At 52.3% G+C, this 19,752-nt stretch carries 17 protein-coding genes and 1 pseudogene; 11 read left to right on the top strand and 7 right to left on the bottom strand.

Translation table 11 applies throughout. The features are described 5' to 3' along the window. Positions 1-1,118 (top strand): annotated as a pseudogene (locus F3H12_RS13250) (hypothetical protein); the annotation flags it as partial. A gap of 525 nt (positions 1,119-1,643) precedes the next feature. On the opposite strand, the gene F3H12_RS08180 reads toward F3H12_RS13250, so the two are convergent. The 6 genes from F3H12_RS08180 to F3H12_RS08155 form a co-directional block, all read right to left on the bottom strand. Next, positions 1,644-2,609: a glycosyltransferase family 2 protein gene (locus tag F3H12_RS08180; protein WP_149678853.1), complete on the bottom strand. Its 966-nt coding sequence runs from the start codon at positions 2,607-2,609 to the stop codon at positions 1,644-1,646. Between the two features lie 47 nt (positions 2,610-2,656). Further along, entirely contained in the window at positions 2,657-3,961 is a 1,305-nt protein-coding gene (locus tag F3H12_RS08175; protein ID WP_149678852.1) for an NAD(P)/FAD-dependent oxidoreductase, read from the bottom strand. 22 nt (positions 3,962-3,983) lie between these two features. Then, positions 3,984-4,439, bottom strand: coding sequence for a GtrA family protein (locus F3H12_RS08170; RefSeq protein WP_149678851.1), 456 nt, complete (start codon positions 4,437-4,439; stop codon positions 3,984-3,986). Between the two features lie 12 nt (positions 4,440-4,451). After that, a complete protein-coding gene (locus F3H12_RS08165; RefSeq protein WP_188118444.1) occupies positions 4,452-6,302 on the bottom strand; it encodes a phospholipid carrier-dependent glycosyltransferase in 1,851 nt (616 codons plus the stop codon). Between the two features lie 46 nt (positions 6,303-6,348). Continuing rightward, positions 6,349-7,509: a hypothetical protein gene (locus F3H12_RS08160; RefSeq protein ID WP_149678849.1), complete on the bottom strand. Its 1,161-nt coding sequence runs from the start codon at positions 7,507-7,509 to the stop codon at positions 6,349-6,351. Positions 7,510-7,637: 128 nt separating this feature from the next. Further along, positions 7,638-8,564: a hypothetical protein gene (locus F3H12_RS08155; RefSeq protein WP_207706814.1), complete on the bottom strand. Its 927-nt coding sequence runs from the start codon at positions 8,562-8,564 to the stop codon at positions 7,638-7,640. A gap of 453 nt (positions 8,565-9,017) precedes the next feature. Between F3H12_RS08155 and thrC the strand changes: the two genes are divergently transcribed. From thrC to F3H12_RS08110, 9 genes are all read left to right on the top strand, one after another. After that, complete coding sequence (thrC, locus tag F3H12_RS08150; protein WP_149678857.1) at positions 9,018-10,508, top strand: threonine synthase; 1,491 nt, start codon at positions 9,018-9,020, stop codon at positions 10,506-10,508. Further along, positions 10,505-11,446 carry an HPr(Ser) kinase/phosphatase gene (hprK, locus tag F3H12_RS08145; protein WP_149678848.1) on the top strand — a complete coding sequence of 314 codons (942 nt, stop codon included), beginning with the start codon at positions 10,505-10,507 and terminating at the stop codon, positions 11,444-11,446. Before thrC ends, hprK begins: the two co-directional genes overlap by 4 nt. A 221-nt stretch (positions 11,447-11,667) precedes the next feature. Further along, positions 11,668-12,585 carry a UDP-N-acetylmuramate dehydrogenase gene (gene murB, locus F3H12_RS08140; protein ID WP_243133233.1) on the top strand — a complete coding sequence of 306 codons (918 nt, stop codon included), beginning with the start codon at positions 11,668-11,670 and terminating at the stop codon, positions 12,583-12,585. Then, on the top strand, positions 12,582-13,451 hold the full coding sequence (gene rapZ / locus F3H12_RS08135; protein ID WP_149678847.1) for an RNase adapter RapZ: 870 nt from the start codon (positions 12,582-12,584) through the stop codon (positions 13,449-13,451). Before murB ends, rapZ begins: the two co-directional genes overlap by 4 nt. Before the next feature lies 1 nt (position 13,452). After that, positions 13,453-14,715: a gluconeogenesis factor YvcK family protein gene (locus F3H12_RS08130; RefSeq protein WP_243133232.1), complete on the top strand. Its 1,263-nt coding sequence runs from the start codon at positions 13,453-13,455 to the stop codon at positions 14,713-14,715. Positions 14,716-14,772: 57 nt separating this feature from the next. After that, positions 14,773-15,699 carry a DNA-binding protein WhiA gene (gene whiA / locus F3H12_RS08125; protein WP_243133231.1) on the top strand — a complete coding sequence of 309 codons (927 nt, stop codon included), beginning with the start codon at positions 14,773-14,775 and terminating at the stop codon, positions 15,697-15,699. A 282-nt stretch (positions 15,700-15,981) separates the two neighbouring features. Next, on the top strand, positions 15,982-16,290 hold the full coding sequence (locus tag F3H12_RS08120; RefSeq protein ID WP_149678844.1) for an STAS domain-containing protein: 309 nt from the start codon (positions 15,982-15,984) through the stop codon (positions 16,288-16,290). Positions 16,291-16,319: 29 nt separating this feature from the next. Next, positions 16,320-16,748, top strand: coding sequence for an anti-sigma F factor (gene spoIIAB / locus F3H12_RS08115; RefSeq protein WP_149678843.1), 429 nt, complete (start codon positions 16,320-16,322; stop codon positions 16,746-16,748). A 7-nt stretch (positions 16,749-16,755) separates the two neighbouring features. Continuing rightward, positions 16,756-17,490 carry a SigF/SigG family RNA polymerase sporulation sigma factor gene (locus tag F3H12_RS08110; RefSeq protein WP_149678842.1) on the top strand — a complete coding sequence of 245 codons (735 nt, stop codon included), beginning with the start codon at positions 16,756-16,758 and terminating at the stop codon, positions 17,488-17,490. A 75-nt stretch (positions 17,491-17,565) separates the two neighbouring features. Here F3H12_RS08110 and F3H12_RS08105 read toward each other — a convergent pair whose 3' ends face one another. After that, positions 17,566-18,918 carry a DUF1015 domain-containing protein gene (locus F3H12_RS08105; RefSeq protein ID WP_149678841.1) on the bottom strand — a complete coding sequence of 451 codons (1,353 nt, stop codon included), beginning with the start codon at positions 18,916-18,918 and terminating at the stop codon, positions 17,566-17,568. A gap of 142 nt (positions 18,919-19,060) precedes the next feature. Between F3H12_RS08105 and F3H12_RS13245 the strand changes: the two genes are divergently transcribed. After that, the gene (locus F3H12_RS13245) at positions 19,061-19,237 is read left to right on the top strand and encodes a hypothetical protein (protein ID WP_188118443.1); all 177 of its coding nucleotides are present in this window, start codon (positions 19,061-19,063) and stop codon (positions 19,235-19,237) included. The last annotated feature ends 515 nt before the right edge of the window (positions 19,238-19,752 follow it).

Raw genomic sequence — 19,752 nt, 5'->3', positions numbered from 1 at the left:
ATGAGATAGAAGTCAGAAGCCTTGCCACCAATGACAACAGCAATGGAAGCAAGACAGAGGAGAAGGCCAATCTGAATCCGTCCAACTATGCTGCTACCGTATCGCAGTATGTGGAGGTATCGGGGCGGGTGTATGACTTCAAGGTGACCGATATTGAGGACCCGGGCTGGGAATCCTTCTTCCGCAAGGAGAAGGGAAAGCCGGAGCCTTCGGGTAAGGTGTTCTTCACAGGTCCTCGGAACATCAACGGGGAAAGGGAGGCCCAGAGGAAATACATCCTTCCGGTCATGCCCGGCAAGAACGACGAGCCCGGCTACAAGGACAGGGCAGTAAAGTTGGGCTATGCGGTGCGGTTTGAGGTAAGAACCATAGGCAACTACTACGACAGGTACGATTTTCTTCAGATCATGCCCACCTTCTACTTTGTGGACAGGAACGGGAAGAACAGGCAGGAGGTCGATCTCTACTATTCGACCCCGACCAATCCGCTGGTTAAGGTAGGTAGTCCGGAGGATACCCTGGCCCATGCCATGAAGCTGGACCTTAAGCGCAGGGGGATTGACCTGAAAGAATTCACGGATACGGCAGGTGCCATGTACCGCTTAAGAGGTGGCATGAACGAATACAGCGAGGCGGAATGGAAGGAGGTATTCCCGCAGATATCACAAAATGGGGTGAATGTTTTCAAATACCATAAGATTCTTCTGGGCGAGCCTGTACGAAGCTTTGTGGGACCGCAGCGGGAGATTCCTGAAAGCGTGGACAAGGACAAGGCCCTGGCCTCGGTCCAGAAATGGTACGGGGAGTATTTCCTTCCGGCGGATTGCCTGGCCGTACCGAAGGGGACCGATCTTTCGAAGGAAAGAAACCTGACCAGGAGCTCGCCCGTATTCCTGAGGGATGGGTACATCATCGTCAACTTTAAGGATATTTCAGTGATCAATAACGATGACTTTGACAATCCGTCGCTGAAGTATACCGGTAAAACGGGAGACGGCTGGCGTTTAGAAGGGTACAACACCAACCAGAACGGCTGGGAACTTGAGCCGGGGGATGTGATCGTCTATTACGCAGACAAGCGGGCTACCGATGATTACTTCGGTGCAGGAACGCACTAGTGAGATTGCCACGCTCATATGAGCTCGCAATGACGTTACGGGTATGGCTTCGCGAGATGAGAATGCCGCGCTCGATTCACACGCTTGCAATGACATCCAGGATATGGATCTGCTGGATTATGACCTTTGTGTCATTGCGAGGAGCTAAGCGACGAAGCAATCTCCATGGCTTCCGTGGCTGCCTGTGAAGTTTTAAAGAGATTGCCACGCACCGCTTGAGCGGTGATCGCAATGACGTTACGGGTATGCTTCGCAAGCTCAGATTGCCGCGCTGTTCCACTCGCTTGCAATGACACCAGGGGTATACCGCGCGGGATTATATCCCGTATGTCATTGCGAGAAGGCGGAGCCGACGAAGCAATCTCAGCCCTTGTCGTGTCCGCCTGCTATGACAACGCCGCATTTGCTGCACTGCACGTACAACACGATGCAAGCAGAATCTAATCCATATGGATTCATGAAAAAACCTGCACTTGTAAAGCGCAGGTTTTCTTAATATGGTCGCTTTATACCGTTCGTTCCATCCTATAGCTTATACCGCGGGCCTTCCCGTTCCTCCATGTTCTCCAGCCTGCTCACGATATAGAGGGGCCTGCCCTTGGCTTCATCGTAAATCCTTCCGATGTACTCGCCAATGATGCCCAGCATCAGCAGGATGATACCGTTGAAGAAAAGGCTGACGGCGATGAGGGAGGCCCATCCGGATGTGGTGGAATGGGGCCAGAAGGCTCTCTGGATGAGCACGGCAATCAGGTACAGGAAGCTGATGATGGACAGGATGGAACCGATATAGGTTGCAAGTTTAAGGGGCTTGTAGGAGAAAGACATGATACCGTCCAGGGCCAGCTTGATCATTTTTTTCAACGGATACTTGGTCTCTCCGGCGAAACGCTCTGCACGCTCAAATTCCAGCGCCTTTTGCTTGAACCCGACCCAGCTCATGAGGCCGCGGACGTAGCGGTTCCTTTCCGGAAGCTGTTTCAGCGCCTCGCAGACCTTCCTGTCGATGAGCCGGAAATCCCCCGTATCCACCGGAATATCCACGTCGGTGAGCGCCCGCAGAATCCGGTAGAAGCACTTGGCGGTAAACTTTTTGAAAAAGGTTTCTCCCTGGCGGGAGATGCGTTTTCCGTAAACCACATCGTAGCCCTCTCGCCAGATGCGGATCATCTCCGGGATCAGTTCGGGCGGATCCTGCAGATCGCCGTCAATGATGACCATGCAGTCCCCCGCGGCATAGTCCATGCCGGCTGTGATGGCGATCTGATGACCGAAATTGCGTGCAAAATCTATCATTTTAATATGCTTGTCCTGCTTGCAGAGCTGGCTGATGATCTCTCCGGTTTTATCCCGGCTGCCGTCGTTGATCATGATGATCTCATAACTTTCACCGAGATCGTTCATGACCTTGCTCAGCCGGCGGTATGTTTCATGAATCACCGCTTCCTCGTTATACATGGGAACGATGACCGAACAGACGACCTTTTCCATGGCTTCCTCCTCAATATTAGTGTTTGCCTGACGACATTGCCAGTATACTACAATTCGCGAAGGATTTCATCCGCGACGGTCGTGCCCAGCCTAACCGCATAGTTCATGCCCCGGTCTTCCGGGTAGATCTGCGCCATGGAGGCAAGGTATAGCCCGTCAACTGCCGTTTTGATCGACGGTACCAGCCTGGAATAATGCCTGGTGATGACAGGCTGGGCATAGGGTGCCCTGGATAAGGTGCTCCGCTTTATCCATGCCCTGTCGAACCCGGGAAATACCCTTGAAAGACCATCCAGAAAGATGGCCTCGATCTCATGGTCGCTTTTCTGCCAGATGGCATCCTGCTGGTCCACGTAACGGGAAAGATAAACCACATGGGACGGATAGTTATCCATCCCCACAAGATTGGTATGCTCTATAATGAGCACGAAGGGAATATCCCTTTGCGCCACGGTGATCCAGTAATAATCGGACAAAGGCCGGTCCAACTCCAGGTTCAGGCAGAGATTGGCCTTGGCCTTCAGCTCGGACATCATCCTTCTTTGCCCGGCATCAAGCGGTGTATCCAGCGCCGCCAGCTGCTGCGGGGAACCGGTGAATAACGCCCTGTCGAATTTTTCCCCGTCCGGACAACCGTCCAGGGAAAAACCGCCATCCGGAAGACACCGGATACCGCTGATCGGGCAATTCAGCCGGATGATTCCGCCGGCTTCGGTGATTTCCTCTGAAAGCTTTGAAATGAGCTGCGCAAAACCGCCCTTCATATAGCCCAGCTTTTCCCTGTTGATGTTCCTGCCCCTTGATGCGCCGCGCAGCTTGAACTTGTTCCAGATCCAGACGGCCGATACCAGGTCCGCATCCCTGTCAAATTTGGATGCCAGCAGCGGTTCCCACACCTTGCGGTAAGACTGCTCACCGGCTCTTTTGATCAGCCAGTCCTTTGCGGTTTGGCTTTCAAAAGGCTTATAGTCCCTGACAAAACGGGACGCCAATGTCAAAAGACCTGTGCGGATGCGGGATGCCAGGCTCATAGGGGTGAACCGGAGCAAATCCATGGGGGAGGTGAAGGGATACAACCGGTTATCGATAAAGATGGCGTTTCTGGGTTCAAACCATCCCACCAGGCTGTCAAGCCCCAGCTCCCGGCAGAGATCCAGAAGATATTTGTCGCTGGTAAAGATATGGTGATAAAACCTTTCAAGGGAAACAGTTCCCAGATCCATGGAAGCGGCGAGGCCGCCAGGTTCGGCGGCTTGCTCAAAAACAGTGACGGAAACCCCCTTTTTCACAAGCCGGTATGCGGCGGTGAGCCCGGTCAGGCCGCCGCCGATGATGCCTACACAGGATGACACGATTGACCACCAATACTTTCTCTTATTTATAAATCACTTTCTTATACAGGACAAAGTTCCAGGATACGATGAAAAACATGATCAGGATCTTGGGAAGGTACAAAACCGGCCATGAACCCTCGCCGAATCCCAATACCAGCAGATACCGTATGCCTGAGAACAGGAGCACGTTGCCCACCACCAGGTTGAAAACGAACAGGATGCCGTAGTAGAAAAGCTGCCTTTTGAAATTGTTCCTGGACCTGAAGGAGAAGAATTTGTTCAGCAGGAAGTTGAACCAGAAGATGACGGTATAAACCATGATATTGGATAAAAGCTCGTAAAGATGCAGGATATCCCGGAGTACGATGAACAGCGCATACTCCAGGGCAAAGCCCACGATGCCCACAATGAAATAGCGTATGAACTGCCCCAGGGTTTCTGGGTTCATGAAATCCTTCAGAAGCTTGCTTTGTAACAGTCGTTCCTTGATTGTCATATGTTCCTCCAATCACCAGGCCCAGCGGGGCAGGATCCGCAATGCGTTGAGGTACCATCTGGGCACGATAAGTCCCGATAATACGGGATAGTATAAAACAAACAGAACCAGGACCGAAATCATCAGGATGCTGACAAACCGTCTTTTGATAAGGTTTGTCCTTTCAAGATACCGAAGTACCATGGCCAGCATAAGGATCAGGAAGGGTACGCAGGAAAAATAATGGTAGATGAAGGTCAGTTTTCTCGGGGCCACCGCCCAGGGCAGATAGAGGGACAGGTACCCAATAACAGGGAACCATGCGTTCCTGGTTTCGGTCGTACCCAAGGTCTTCCCGAATCTTCTGCTCACAACGAGCCACAGCAGTACCCAGAACGCGATAAAGCCCGTCCACCAGACCATGGGATTGCCAAAGGCGGCAATGGAAGAGCCCAGGCCTTCGGGGAGAAGCTGTCCCGCATAGTAATAGATGGGTCTTAGCATGAGAGGCCATTCATACCAGTGGGAAGAGTAGGGATGGGGTTCCACAACCCCCTTGTGGTAATTGTACATGCTTTTGACCGAATCAATGACCTCTACCACCAGGTTCCTGTCATCGTTATGGTTCTGAATAGGAATGAAGGACAGGGTATAAATGGCTGCCGGAATGATGATGAAGAACAGCACGCAGAAAAGGCAGGTGCCCATCCAGTATTTCAGGATATACGACCGGCGAAGCTTCGGCTGGTCATTGGAGCTTATCTGATTCTGTTCTACAGCCTTATCCAGCCATCGATTGTAGTCCATGTATTCAAAGATTCGGGACATGAAGAAGAGGACGGCCAGGCCGAAGGCGCCGTACAGCCCCACCCATTTGGTGGCCCCGCCGAGACCCAGGAAGATACCCGAGAACAGAAGAGGCACCAGCGACCTGAAGAAGCCTTTCTCATAGGCCCTGGAATCATAATATTCCAGCATGCACCAGTAGGTGGCCATGACAAAGAAACAGGTATAGCTGTCGATGGTGGCCAGCCGGGTCTGGGCAAAGTGCATGAAGTCGAACATGAGAAGCCAGGTGCAGAAAAAGGCCCAGAAGCTGTCTTTGAACAGGCGCTTGGACCAGATGTACATCAATGGAAGCATAAAAACGCCGAACAGCGTGCCCATGATCCGCCATCCGAATGGATTCATGCCGAATATGCGGATGCCGACGGACAGAAGGGTTTTGCCCAGGGGCGGATGGGTGTTCTCATAGAGGATGGAACGCTGCTCGATCTGCTCCAGGGCAGTCCTGGGGAAATAGATCTCGTCAAAATAGGTGCCGTTGAGGTAACTGGGCCTGTCCGGAACCAGTTCCTGCTCATCAAAAAGAAGGCTTACATCCTTTTCGGAATTCACATCGGTGATCGTGAAATCCTTAATAAGCTCCGAACCGGAAAAGAAGGCCAGTTCGCGGTATTCGGCCCGGAAGTACCTGTTCCTGTCGTCCTCATCATCGGAGCGCAGGTATTCGTTTATGATAAGGAGCTTGCTGGTCTTAACCTTATCGGTGGAATAGTGCCAGCGGAAGATGGACTTCATGTCCACAAAGGTATAGGGCACAAAGTCCGTGCCATCCCAGGCTTTTATCTGGAGGGAGCCAAAGCAGCCCCAGGCATGCCCCAGCCCACCGAAAAGCATGATTTTGTCGATCTCGACCTCACGGCCGAAGTCCACAACGAAGCTTTCGTACAGGTGTTCCGGCTCCCAGCCGGTTTGCGGCGCTTCAAAGGATCCCAGGTTGATCAGGGCCATGATCAGGTAGATCAGCGTCATGGCTGCTACAAGCGCCCAATCCCTTTTGTTCATTCTCTTGCCGGTCTCACAGCCGGCATGGTTTGGCATGAGTTGCTCCATCATAGATACATTAGCCTTTCTTCATGTAACGTATTTATATTTTCCCGGACTCGGGGCTTTTTTTCCCGAGGCAGCGGTAACCGTTGATCATGGCAAGAATATAGGTGATCAGGGTTGCCGCGGCTATGCAAAGAGCCGTCGGATCCCATCTTTGAAGCCAATAGACCTTCCGGAAGGAAATTATATATATTACCAGCTGGTTTGAAAAGACGCACAGGCTGGTGAGGATGGCCGCAGGGATATGCATCCTGTCAAAAACCGACGCAAGCACGATGAAGATAATGGCCGGCAAAAGGTAACGCTCGTGCATCTTGGTGATCCACATAAAGGCGCTGAACAGCATCAGGTAGGAGCCATATATGACGGCAAAACCAGAGCCCCTTGCCCTGTATAGGAGCCAGAACACGTAAACGGCCGAGAAAAGGAACAGGATGTTGCCCCAGGCCTGGTAGGTAAGGCCCAGAAAAGGTAGGGTGTCCTTCTGAATCTGCCCTCCCGCGAGGGTCCAGAAATTGAAGCCGTTGGCCGTGGCATAGGGGTAGTCCTGGACGCTTTTGAGATACAGGTCAAAAAGCCACCAGAAAGGATCCAGAAAGGCAGGGACTTTTGTACCGCACAGGCTTGTGGGCTCATAAAAGGGCAGCACGATGAGAAGGTAGAGCCCGATTCCGGCGATGATGCCGGAAGCAAGCCTCATAGCGCCTTTTCGATCCAATCTGAAGTCCCTGAAATACAGGTACAGCACGATGGGGACGAGAAGTCCGCTCTGGGGCTTGGTCAGCACCGCCGTCAGAAAGAGCAAAGCCCCGGCGTTGCGCTTTCCCGATTCCAGCAAAAAGATGACGCCCAACAGCATGGTGGCCGGTATGGAATCAAACTGTCCCCAGACCGAAGAATTCATAAAGACCCCGGGATTCATGAGGTAGCATAAAGCGGCCACCATACCTGCATTCCGGCGGCCGGCCCGAACAGCCATGCGGAAGATGAGCCATGCGCCAAAGGCCTCAAAGATCACGGCCCATAGCTTAATCAGGTAAATATGTAAATGGAACGGGAGCCCAAAGGCTTTGGCAATGAGCCCCGAAAGCCATAAAAAATAAAGGTAGAAGGGGGCATATACGATATGATAGCTGGAATATATGCCGGCAGGGCCATTGTTGGCCAGGTAACGGCTCCAGGCCAGGTATCCGCCCATATCGATGGCATAAGGCTCCATGAAGGTAACGATGAGCCTGAAAATGGCAATCAGGATGATGAAGGACAGGAAGGATTCCGCCTTCCTGCTATCCCTGGCTAACTGCGTGTCCGTAAGAATTTCCTCCTTTATGGGTTTTTGGCTACCTCTCCGCCGATGAGAGGCAGGATTTTGCTTTCGATTTCCTTTTCGCTGACCGATTCCAGGACGTTGGCATGCAGGCTCCAGTCCTCCGTATGATCGCAGGAGGAACCCGGATTGAGCATGGTGAGCGGGCCAAGGGTTCCCAGTTCCAGGGTGTTCTGATTAGCGTAGATCTCGCAGGAAGAGCCAAAGTCCGGATAGCGGGCTTCTTCGTGATGGATGTAGCGCTTGATGAAGAGGGTGTCGAAGTTCAGATATGCCACCCACCCGGAAGAATTGGGCATGCCAATTTTGAAAGGATGGGCAACAGCCGGGTCCTGCCTGATCCTGAAATATTTCCGGCCCCAGACAACCCTCGGATCATCCAGCCTGGTATAGGGCCATAAAGCCAGGGACTGGCTGGGCGCAAGACCGGTATCCTTCAGGTTTCTGCGCAGATAGGCCGTGCCGCCCGGAGCCATCATGCTGATCGCCCAGGGAGCCAGTTCCACAGGCCAGGCGCCGGTATTGGTCAGGCGATGCCTGACGCAGACTTCGTTGGTATCGGAGGAAAGGCGGATGATGAGTTCCTTGCGGATATGAGTCCAGTGCTCGATCTCCTGGCGCAGGATAATGCCGTTCTCGATCTCTTCCCACTGGACGGGAGAGTTGTCGGGTACATAGGTTCTGGGCATGCTTTCAGGGCTGTGCCAAAGCCGATGGCCGCCGTAAAGCCTGTAGTCATCGCTGCCTGATGTCCCCACCTCATCTTCGATCTCATAAAAGATATTGGGCTGACCGACAAAACCAAAGCGTATGATTCTGGGACCGACATCGGTCACTGCAATCAGTTCGATTGAGCCGTTGGAAAGGCTGATACAGTTTTGCCATCCCATATACGGGACCTTTTTGACGATGACTTTTCCCATCATGCATACATCCTCCTTTTATCCTGTTCAGATGCCAAATGGAACAGCTGAACTGCTTGTCCTGCCGCGCACCAACGCCGATTGGCCAGGCGGGGAAGATGCCATAAAAATACGGCTTCTAAAAAGCCAACACCATTCTAAACCAAAAAAGGCGAAAAAAAAAGCACCTGTAACGGATTTACCTATAAATATAATACCATTCATTCCGGTGCCCAATCTGATGTCAGATGATATCAACTCATTCGAATATATAAAAGGAGGAATAAATAACTTCAACCTTATTATACCATGGAAGATTATTGCTTAATATTACATTCAGGTTAACAATTTATTAATAATTAATGAACGCGCACGGACAGGCTGCGTGCACGGATTCATTGCTTTTTACGTGCCTTTATATTATGATTATGCTGTCAGTTTCTTGCTGAATTATGCTTCCGGGAGTGAGTGCAAATGATGCTGTATGAAAGCACGAGAGGCGGAGGGGAAGCCATAACCTCTGCCGAGGCCATAAAAAGAGGAATTGCTGCCGACGGCGGCCTTTATGTTCCCAGGGAATATGTGAAGATTTCTCCCGAGGAAATCCAGGCCCTGATCCCTATGAGCTATCAGGAGCGGGCTAAATTCATCCTGAAGGGCTACCTGGACGATTTTACCCCGGACGAGCTCTCTGATTGCGTGGACAAGGCATATAACACCAGGAAGTTTTCCAGTGAAGATATTGCTCCGGTTGCTCTGCTCAACGACAGCCTCAACATTCTGGAACTCTGGCGCGGTCCTACATGCGCTTTCAAGGATATGGCTCTCCAGATCCTGCCCCATTTCCTCGTAAAAGCCATGCGGAAGACGGGAGAGAAGGACGAGATTGTCATCCTGGTTGCCACGTCGGGGGATACGGGCAAGGCGGCCCTTGAGGGATTCGCCGATGTGGAAGGCACCCGGATCATCGTTTTCTATCCGGAAAACGGTGTCAGCGAGGTTCAGAAGCGCCAGATGGTGACCCAGGAAGGCAATAACGTCCTGGTATTCGGGGTGGAAGGGAATTTCGACGATACCCAGACCGGCGTAAAGCAAATCTTTACCGACGAGACCGTTCTTGCCAAAATGAAGGAGAAGGGACTGAAGTTTTCTTCGGCCAACTCCATCAACTGGGGAAGGTTGGTTCCCCAAATCGTCTACTATTTCTCCGCCTATGCCGATATGGTGAAGCAGGGCCGCATCACCTTCGGCGAAAAAATTAACTTTGTTGTTCCCACGGGCAATTTCGGCAACATCCTGGCAGGCTACTATGCCATGAAGATGGGTCTTCCCGTGAACAGGATGATCTGTGCATCCAACGACAACAAGGTGCTCACCGATTTCATACATACCGGCGTCTATGACCGGAGAAGGGATTTCGTACGCACGGTTTCCCCGTCCATGGACATATTAATATCCAGCAATCTGGAAAGACTAATCTATGAACTCTCTGGAAGGGATGCGGAAAGGGTCTCCCGCTGGATGGCGCAATTGAGGAATGAAGGCTGCTACGATGTGGGCCCCGCGGTTCACCGCCTGCTCAACGAGCATTTCTGGGGAGGATGGTCGAACCAGGAGGAAACCCTGAAAACCATAGAATGCGTATACCGTGATTATGGCTATGTCTGCGATACCCACACCGCCGTGGGCATTGATGTATACGACAAATATGTGATCACAACCGGGGATCTGACACCGACAGTCATGGTATCCACCGCAAGCCCGTTCAAGTTCAACGCCAGCGTCTGCAAAGCCCTGTCCATGGACTGCAACGACGATGAGTTTGTGCTGCTGAAAAAGCTTTCGGAGAAAACCGGACTACCGGTTCCCGACGGGCTTAAGGACCTTGAGAGCAAGCCTGTTCGCCACAATCGGGTATGCAGGAAGGATCAGATGAAGGATGTCGTGATGGAGGCACTGGGTTTATGAGCAACGGAACGCAGAGCGTCAGGCTCGGTAAGATTGTCAAGGAGTTCATGCTGGAAAAGCTGGTGTATGCCCCGGAGTTTGACAACATCCTGGTCACTTCAACCGATATCAACAGGCCCGGATTGCAGCTTGACGGCTTCTTTGAGTACTTTGGCAACGAGCGGGTCCAGGTAATAGGAAAGGTTGAAATGACCTTCCTGGAGAAGATGTCGTCCCAGCAGCGCTACAAAAGCCTGTACGAGCTATTCTCAAGAGGGATTCCCTGCGTCATCATCGCCAGGGGCATGGAGCCTTTCCCGGAAATGGTTGAGGTGGCCCGGAAATGCAGGATACCCCTTTTGCGCACGCCCGAGGTGACCTCCCGTTTTGTGGGCAATCTCATTGCCTTCCTGAACGTGGAGCTTGCTCCCATGGAAACCATGCACGGAGAACTGGTGGAGGTGTATGGCGAAGGTATCCTGATACTGGGCGAGAGCGGTGTGGGCAAGAGCGAAACCGCCCTGGAGCTTGTGAAAAGAGGACACCGCCTGGTTGCCGACGACCTGGTGGAGATACGCCGCGTTTCCAGCAAGACGCTGGTTGGAACAGCGCCTGAAGTGATCAGGCACTTTGTGGAGATACGCGGTATCGGTATCCTGGACGTGAAGTACCTGTATGGCGTCGGCTCGGTCAAGATGACCGAAAGCATCAACCTGGTGGTCAAAATGGAGCTCTGGAATCCCCAGAAGCATTATGAGCGTCTGGGCGTGGACGAACAGTATACTGAAATCCTGGGCATCAAGGTTCCGTCCCTGACCATACCGGTAAGACCCGGGAGAAACCTGGCCATCATCATAGAAGTTGCTGCCATGAATCACAGGCAGAGAAAGATGGGATACAACGCCGCAGAAACCTTTACCCGGAGGATCACGGAGGACATCAACAAAAACCGTGAATAATGCGGGCGGGGGCCTGCCGCCTGTAAAAATCATGAAATATAAACCAATGGGCATGAATATATAATACATTGGACCAAAAGCGGGGTTTAACCCGGTTGTCAGGCCTGCTGACGGGAACATGCACGGCTGGGCTTCCAGGATCATCTTCACACTGCATGTATGCTATCCGGGGCAGGCTGTAAGGTTTGGAATTAACTCGTAGTCTCAGGAGTTGAACAATTTTGCACGAAAATGCAGTCTTCAGGGATTTGGTTTCCATACTGGGCGAGGCCCATGTTGCTCGGAATGTGCCCATGAAAGCATACACATCCATCCGAACAGGCGGGCCGGCCCGTTTTTTTGCGGAACCCGATACCATCGAAAAAGTCCTTGAACTCCTTCAATATCTGAGGGACAAAAGCATAACCCACTACATCATGGGGAACGGCACCAACCTGCTTTTCCCGGACAGCGGATACGATGGCGTTGTCATCCGGATTGGCAACAAGATATCCCGGATTACCCTTGAGGGCAATCAAATCACGGCGCAGGCCGGAGCCTCCCTGGCCGCGGTTTCGGCCAGGGCCATGGAAGCGAGCCTCGAAGGCCTGGAGTTTGCCTCAGGAATTCCGGGCACCATAGGCGGAGCGGTTACCATGAACGCGGGAGCCTATGGCGGCGAGATGAGCCAGGTGGTGAAAGAAACGCTGTGCGTGGATGAACAGGGCAAACTGCTCCGGCTTAAGGACCAAGAACATGGGTTTGGTTACAGGAAAAGCAGGATACAGACCGACGCCCTGGTTGTCCTGGAAACGACCATGGTTCTGCGACCGGGCGAACAGATGGAGATCCGGAACCGAATGGCCGATTTCAACAGCAGGAGACGGGAAAAGCAACCGCTGAACCTTCCCAGTGCAGGAAGTGTTTTCAAAAGGCCTGAGGGCTTTTATGCCGGGCAGCTCATACAGGAATGCGGACTCAAGGGACATACCATTGGGGGCGCCCAGGTATCCGACAAGCATTGCGGTTTCATCGTGAACCTGGGCAACGCCACCAGCCAGGATGTACTTGATCTGATAAAACTGGTCAGAAAAACCGTTTACGAAAAAACAGGGGTCCTGCTCGAACCGGAGGTCAGGATCATCGGAGGAGACCTATGAATCTTTTGATCATAACAGGCATGTCGGGTGCGGGAAAGAGTTTGTGCGTCAAGTATTTTGAGGATATCGGCTATTTTTGCGTAGACAACCTCCCGCCCTCACTGATTCCGAAATTTACCGAGGTGATTCTGCAAAGCAAGAATCCCGTAGATAAAATTGCTCTGATCGTGGATATACGCGGCGGCACCATGTTTTTGGACCTGTTTCCCGCCCTGCAGCAGCTCCAGGAAATCGGGATCGCCTATAAGATCCTTTTCCTGGATGCCACCGATGCGGTTTTGGTCAAGCGCTTCAAGGAGACACGGCGTCAGCATCCCCTTTCGCCCGACGGACGCATTGCCGAAGGGATAGAAGAGGAGCGGCGCATTCTGCAGGCCGTCAAGGACAGGGCCGACTATATCATTGACACATCAAGCCTCACGCCCCGCCAGCTCAAGGAGGAGATAACCCGGCTCTTTGTGGAGGGCAGGACGTTCAAGGGGCTTATTGTCCATATCGTTTCCTTTGGCTTCAAGCACGGCATTCCCATGGACTGTGACCTGGTTTTTGATGTACGGTTCATCCCGAACCCGTACTATGTGCCCGAACTTAAACCCAAATCCGGCCTGGATCCGGATGTGAGCGATTATGTGCTGTCCTTCCCCGAAAGCAGGAAGTTCCTGACCAAACTCAACGAGATGATCACTTTTCTGATCCCCTACTATGTGAAGGAAGGGAAAACGCAGCTTGTGATCGGTATCGGATGCACAGGCGGAAGGCACAGATCGGTGGCTGTTGCCAACCGTTTGGCGGAATTGCAGAAGGACAAGGGAAGCAGTGTGGTCACCCAGCACAGGGATATCGATAAAGGGGATCAGGGTGGATGATATGAAAAGAATATTCAGGTGGATTTATCTGGGATTGCGCTTCAAGCGCTATCTCGTCAGCGGCATCGCAGGTGTCCTTCTCATGGCCTGTGCCCTGCTTGTGCTGCTCAAGGATGTTGTCATTGGCTACATACAGCTGAGCATTGCCATTCTCATGGGGCTTGTGGGACTGTACTGCATCTTCATCTGCCTGGACAGGATATTTGTCAAAGTTGTGAATGTCTATTCCCAGGGTATGCACCGAAAGCTCAACCATGTAAAGGATATCGGGGATACCCTCTACAAGCGGAAGATCCTGTCCTCGGGTCCAAAGGTCGTGGTCATCGGCGGCGGCACGGGCATTTCCACCATGCTCAGAGGGCTTAAGAACTATACCAGCAATATCACCGCCGTCATCACCGTGGCCGATGACGGCGGCGGCTCGGGCATGTTGCGCGATGATCTGGGTATGCTCCCGCCAGGGGATATCAGAAACTGCATGCTGGCTCTGGCAGAAACCGAGCCCGTGCTGGAAAAACTTTTGAACTATCGCTTCCCGGAGGGGCGCCTGAAGGGACAGTCCTTTGGCAACCTGTTTCTTGCCGCCATGTGCGGTATATCGGGCAACAATTTCGTGCAGGCAGTTACCCACATGAGCGAGGTCCTGGCCGTAACCGGAAGGATCTACCCGGTTACGCAGGAGAATGTGAACCTGGTGGCCATCCTGAAGGACGGCACAGTGATCAGGGGAGAATCCCGCATCGGTTCCCACCATCTCTTCCATCCCGGGCCCATTGATAAGGTCTGTTTCGACAAGGAACTGGTGCAGCCGCTGGAACAGGTGCTTGATGCCATCGCGAAGGCCGATATCATCGTGTTAGGCCCCGGAAGCCTGTATACAAGCATTATTCCGAACCTTCTGGTGAACCAGGTTCCCCAGGCCATCAGCCGGGCCAGGGCCGTGAAGGTTTATGTCTGCAATGTGATGACCCAGCCGGGTGAGACTGAGAACTATACAGTGGGCGATCACATCGAAGCCCTGAATAAGCACGCGGGCTGTCCCATCATCGATTACTGCCTGGTCAATAACGGGCCGATTCCGCCTGACATGCTGAAAAAATACAGGGAAGACGGAGCGGGGCCTGTTGAACTGGACGCTGCCAGAGTCCGCCGCATGGGCGTGAAGGTGATCGAAAGGGACCTTGTTGGAGCTCATAAGAACTATGTGAGACACGATCCCGACAAGCTGGCGTGCGCGATCCTGGAAACCTTTAAGGACAAGTGAACCCGTTGGTGGGATGAAAGGCGTGAGTGATCCTTGTCTTTTTCGCTGGAAGTCAAAATGGAGCTGAGCCATATAGAGGAAAGCGCGGAATGCTGCAGAAGGGCGGAACTGGCCGGGATACTCCGGGCAGGATTGAGCCTGCGCCATACCCCGGACGGTCCGCGCCTTTTGCTTGCCACGGAAAATGCTCCGCTGTCCAGGCGCCTGTTCACGCTTATCAAGGAGATATACCGGTTTGAGCCGAAGATTTCCATGCTCAAAACACGCCGTTTCAAGGCCCATGCCGTCTACCGGCTGGATTTCTCGGGGCTTATGGAGGAGGGCGGAAGAAAGGTGCTGGATGGCATCGGACTTCTGGCCGACCAGGCTTCGGGTGAGATGGTATATCATCATTTCAAGACGCGAAACCGCTGCTGCAAGCGGGCTTATCTGCGCGGCTGCTTTTTGGCCAATGGTTCCATTTCCGATCCGGACAAGTCCTATCACCTGGAGGTTGCCTTCAGGAGCAAAGTCCAGGCCGATGAATTCATGAACTATCTGAAGGAGTTCGGGCTGGAACCCCGTTTTATCATGCGCAAGAACCATTTCCTGGTATACCTCAAGGAAGGCCAGGAGATCGTGGATTTTTTGAATGTGATCGGGGCTCACAACGCCCTGATGAACCTGGAGAACATCCGCATCATGAAGGAGATGCGCAACCAGGTCAACCGCATTGTCAATTGCGAGACCGCAAACCTGAGCAAGACCGTGGACGCCTCTTTCAGGCAGACCGAGAGCATCCGGTACATCAAGGAGCATTCAGGCCTTGAGAACCTTCCAAAACCACTTTATCAAATAGCCCTTTTGAGGCTGGAGAATCCGGATGTCAGCCTGACGGAGCTGGGCAAGATGCTGAATCCGCCGCTTTCAAAATCGGGTGTCAATCACCGCCTGAGAAAGATCGAAAAGATTGCCGAGTCCCTGGGCTTCGATTACAAGTCATGAAGTATTTATAGAGCAGCAAACTTCCCCGGCTTCCGCAAACGGGTTAAACCCGGAGAGGAAAACGGGGTTTTCTTTTGCCCAAAAAGAAGGATGGAGAAGGGAAATAACGAATTGAAAAGATGGACCGGTTTTTTTATGGCCGGATGCGTTTTAGGCACGTTCCAAAGGTCATTGCGGGAGCAGTTCACGATAACGGAATTTGGCTGATGTATCGGAATGAAAAACTCATTGCAATGACGAAGGGCTGCTTCAGGCAGTACCTGAAAAATCTGAGGTGATAGAATGGATGTAAGCTTTTCGCGGGAAGGCGATTCCCTGGTCGTGATGATAGAGGGTGAGATTGACCATCACACGGCATCCAGGGTGCGGGAAAGGATCGACAACAAGTTCCTGATGGAGCCGGTGAAGAATATGATCCTGGACCTGTCGCGCGTCACGTTCATGGACAGCGCGGGAATAGGCCTGATATTGGGCCGGATGAACAGGGTAACCAGCATCGGCGGCAAGGTGACGCTGAGAAAGCCACAGCCTGAAATTCAAAGGCTTCTCAGGATGTCCAAGCTTGAGGCGCTTGTCGATCTTGATGCCTGATTTTCAAATGTATTGTGAGGTTTTGAGTCATGGAACCCATAAACAAGATGAGAACGGAATTCCTCAGCAAATCGGTTAATGAATCCTTTGCCAGGGTGGTTGCCGCGTCCTTTGCGGCCCAGGTTGATCCATCCATCGAGGTGCTTGCCGATATCAGGACCGCGGTTTCTGAAGCCGTTACCAACGCCATCATCCATGGCTACGGGGAAGAAGAAGGCATGGTTGTCTTAAGCTGCGTCCTGTATCCCGACTTCATCGAGATCACCGTCGAGGATTTCGGCAAAGGGATCGAAGACGTGGAAAAGGCCAAAACACCCCTGTTTACAACCAGGCCTGATTTGGAGCGGACCGGCATGGGGTTCACGGTGATGGAAACCTTTATGGACAGCCTGGAGGTAGAGTCCAAACCGGGTCAGGGCACGAAGGTACGCATGACGAAGAAACTGAAAAACAGGTAGGCTTGTTATGGACTATAGCGATGAAAAAATCATCGAGCTCATAAAAAAAGCCCAGCAGGGCGACAAGGAAGCCCGCAGTGCCATTATTGACAAGAATACCGGGTTGGTTTGGAGCGTTGTCCGCCGATTCAAAAACAGGAATGTGGAGACCGAGGATCTGTTTCAGATTGGCTGCATCGGCCTGATAAAGGCGGTTGACAAATTCGATCCCTCTTTCAATGTCCGTTTTTCCACCTATGCGGTCCCCATGATCCTGGGCGAAATACGGCGCTATTTCAGGGACGACGGTGCCATCAAGGTCAGCCGGAGCCTGAAGGAGCTGTCCCTGAAGGCAAGGGATGTGGGCGAAAAGCTTGAACAGGAATTGGGCAGGCCGCCCACCATCAATGAACTTGCCAATGCCCTGGGAGAGGAGGCGGAAACCGTCGTTCATGCCCTGGAAGCTTCACGGGCGCCCGAGTCACTGTTCCGGGAGTTTGAGGATGACGAGGGATCGGAGAACCGGCTGATTGACCGGATTATCGCAGCGCATGCCAATGATGAGGCCGACAGGGTAGAGAGAATCTCCCTCTATAACGCCCTCAGGCAACTGAGCACAAGGGATAAGCGGCTGATTTGGCTGCGCTACTACTGGGGGCAGACCCAGCAGAATGTGGCCAAGAAGCTGGGCATATCCCAGGTGCAGGTATCCAGGCTGGAAAAGAAGATCCTGGATATGCTGAAAAGCAAGCTGGAAGGATAGCAAGAAAGGGCGGTGCCTCGCACAACGCCCTTTTTCATATCCTGTTGCTATGTAAAAGGCTGCTCACATTGAAATTTATCGGATTCTCCTGGCTTCAAGATAGAAGCGTTTTTCATTGGCTTCTCCCATGGAGAAGGTCTTCCTCGGCAAAGCGCCGTCCAGGATGACGGTTCTGAACAGCTCGTTCTTGTCCATGGGGGAGAGGAAGAAGCCCATGTTGCCTTTCTGGCGGCCAAGCCTTTCCACCACGTCGCTGCCATGGACATAATCTACGGCCGTTCCCGGGTTCTCCTTAAGATAGACATCGATAAAGCCCTGGAGCGTGGCAACGTCCAGGTTGCCGGAAGGCTTTTCCACCACAAGATAGCCGTCCGAGCCTTCCGAGACATAGCCGATCACATGGCTGCCGGGCGGAACAGAAGGCTTTTCGGTCGTTGCATAGGCCTTGCATCCCAGGGCGTTGTAATGACGGCAGAAATCCTGGATGAACCTGTCCTTGTCAACCCGGAAGAGGATCCTGTGGATGGGCTCGAAGATCAAGCCTTTATCATGCAGGTTCACCACTTCCACAAGCGCAAAGCGCGCCGGATGGTTTTCCCGCTCTTCCGGTGAAAGTGTCGCCTTCAGCTTTTCCCAGCAAGCCTTTGCCGTGGCCAGGGAATGGTTGCCGTCGCCCACGGCGAAAAGCAGGGGAGCCTGCTGCCCGGTCAAACCGTACTTTTCTGAAAAATACCCGGGATCCGAAAGCCTGAGAAGCGCCTGGTAGATGTTTTCTATGCAGGCTTCATCCTGAACGGCCCAGCCCCTGATGCTTCCGCCTTTCTTCATGAGCTGGAAGTCATATACCTTGGGAAAGTGATCCTTCCGGGCGAACAGCGGTTCAATAACCGTTTCGTTCCTGTCGTCGATCAGGAGCAGCACATGGGGCAGTTCCAGCGGAGCATTTTCGCGGATCCGGATGCGGGGCGGTATCCTTTCCAGGATGGTGCCTTCGGTAGCCCGGATCAGGCTCCTGGAACCGGCGGAGTAATCATATCTTTCCAGGTCCACCGCAAGGATTAAACCGTGCCGCGAGTTGCCGCCGGGGAATTGGCGCTCCACCAGGATGACGGTGTCTTCAAGTTCATCAAACAGGCCATCCTTAAGATATTCTTCCATTTTGGCATGTATGGCCTTGATGCGTTCAGCCTTGCTGTTTTCATCATCGGTTTCCAGATAGGCTTCGGGGAAAATGAGCCAAAGGGTGGAAGGGTTGTCGCCGACCAAAGCCTTGACCTCTTCCCAGTAGCTTTGCTCTGAAGTATATTGATCGCAGGCCACCACGGACCATTTTGTCATGTCAACCATTTGGCTTTTAGGTAGCAGGACCGATGCCACCGATACGCCCACGTCGTTCTTAAGCTTCTCTGCCAAGCGTCTGTTGATCATCTTTTGAAGCCTCCTATCTAAGATAGTCTGATTGTAATTGATATTGAAAAATATGTCAAATAAATAAAAGTATTCTCCATGTGTTTTTTGGAATACTACAGAACAGGATTAATAATACATTGAGGAATGGAGGTATTCTGACATGAAGGTTGGATTCGGAGGCGGCGTTATTGTGGGCGCCCTGGTTGGAGCAGCCATTTCCCTGATGGCTGAAGAGAATTTCAACATAAATCGTTCCCTGCGGGCCATGAACCGCGCCGGAAGAAATATATCAAGGAGTGCAGGACGCATTGTATCGTCCATTTCAAGAATGATATAGCAACATAAAACCACGGGGGCGAAGGGATTCGCTCCTTTTATTTTTGTCTTTATAAGCTCATGAGAACTGTTCTTTGCTGTAACAGGTCTGATGATTCGGCAAGCTCCCCATGGCCTGTGTGCTCATCAATCGGGATGCAATCTTTGGCGTCCAGAATCAGTTTAAGGCTTAATGCCATCATCGGGTGTTTTCATGAAGGCTTGATGTGGTATCCAGGAAAAGTATTATTCCGGTATAATAAAGATATTGATTCAGAACGGTATGTCCTCTTTTTATACCATAATCGTCCCCCTGGTATGAGGAGCCTGTTTATGATAAAGCGCAGGAATTTGCATTTGGTTATTCTTGCCATATTGATTCTTCTCACATCATGTGTTTCAGATGTGGAACCGGCAAATACATCCGGCTCGGGCACAACTGTGCCCGCATCTCTTGCTGAACCTTATCAGGCCGATGAACCTGGCACAACTTCTATACCTGTTGCACCATCTGCTCCTGATACGGCATCCACACCC

The organism is Thermoclostridium caenicola (assembly GCF_900142095.1).
In the GTDB taxonomy this organism is placed as follows: Bacteria; Bacillota; Clostridia; order DSM-8532; family DSM-8532; genus Thermoclostridium_A; species Thermoclostridium_A caenicola.
The sequence above is the reverse complement of the archived record's forward strand: the minus strand, read 5'-3'. Positions and strand labels throughout refer to the sequence as shown.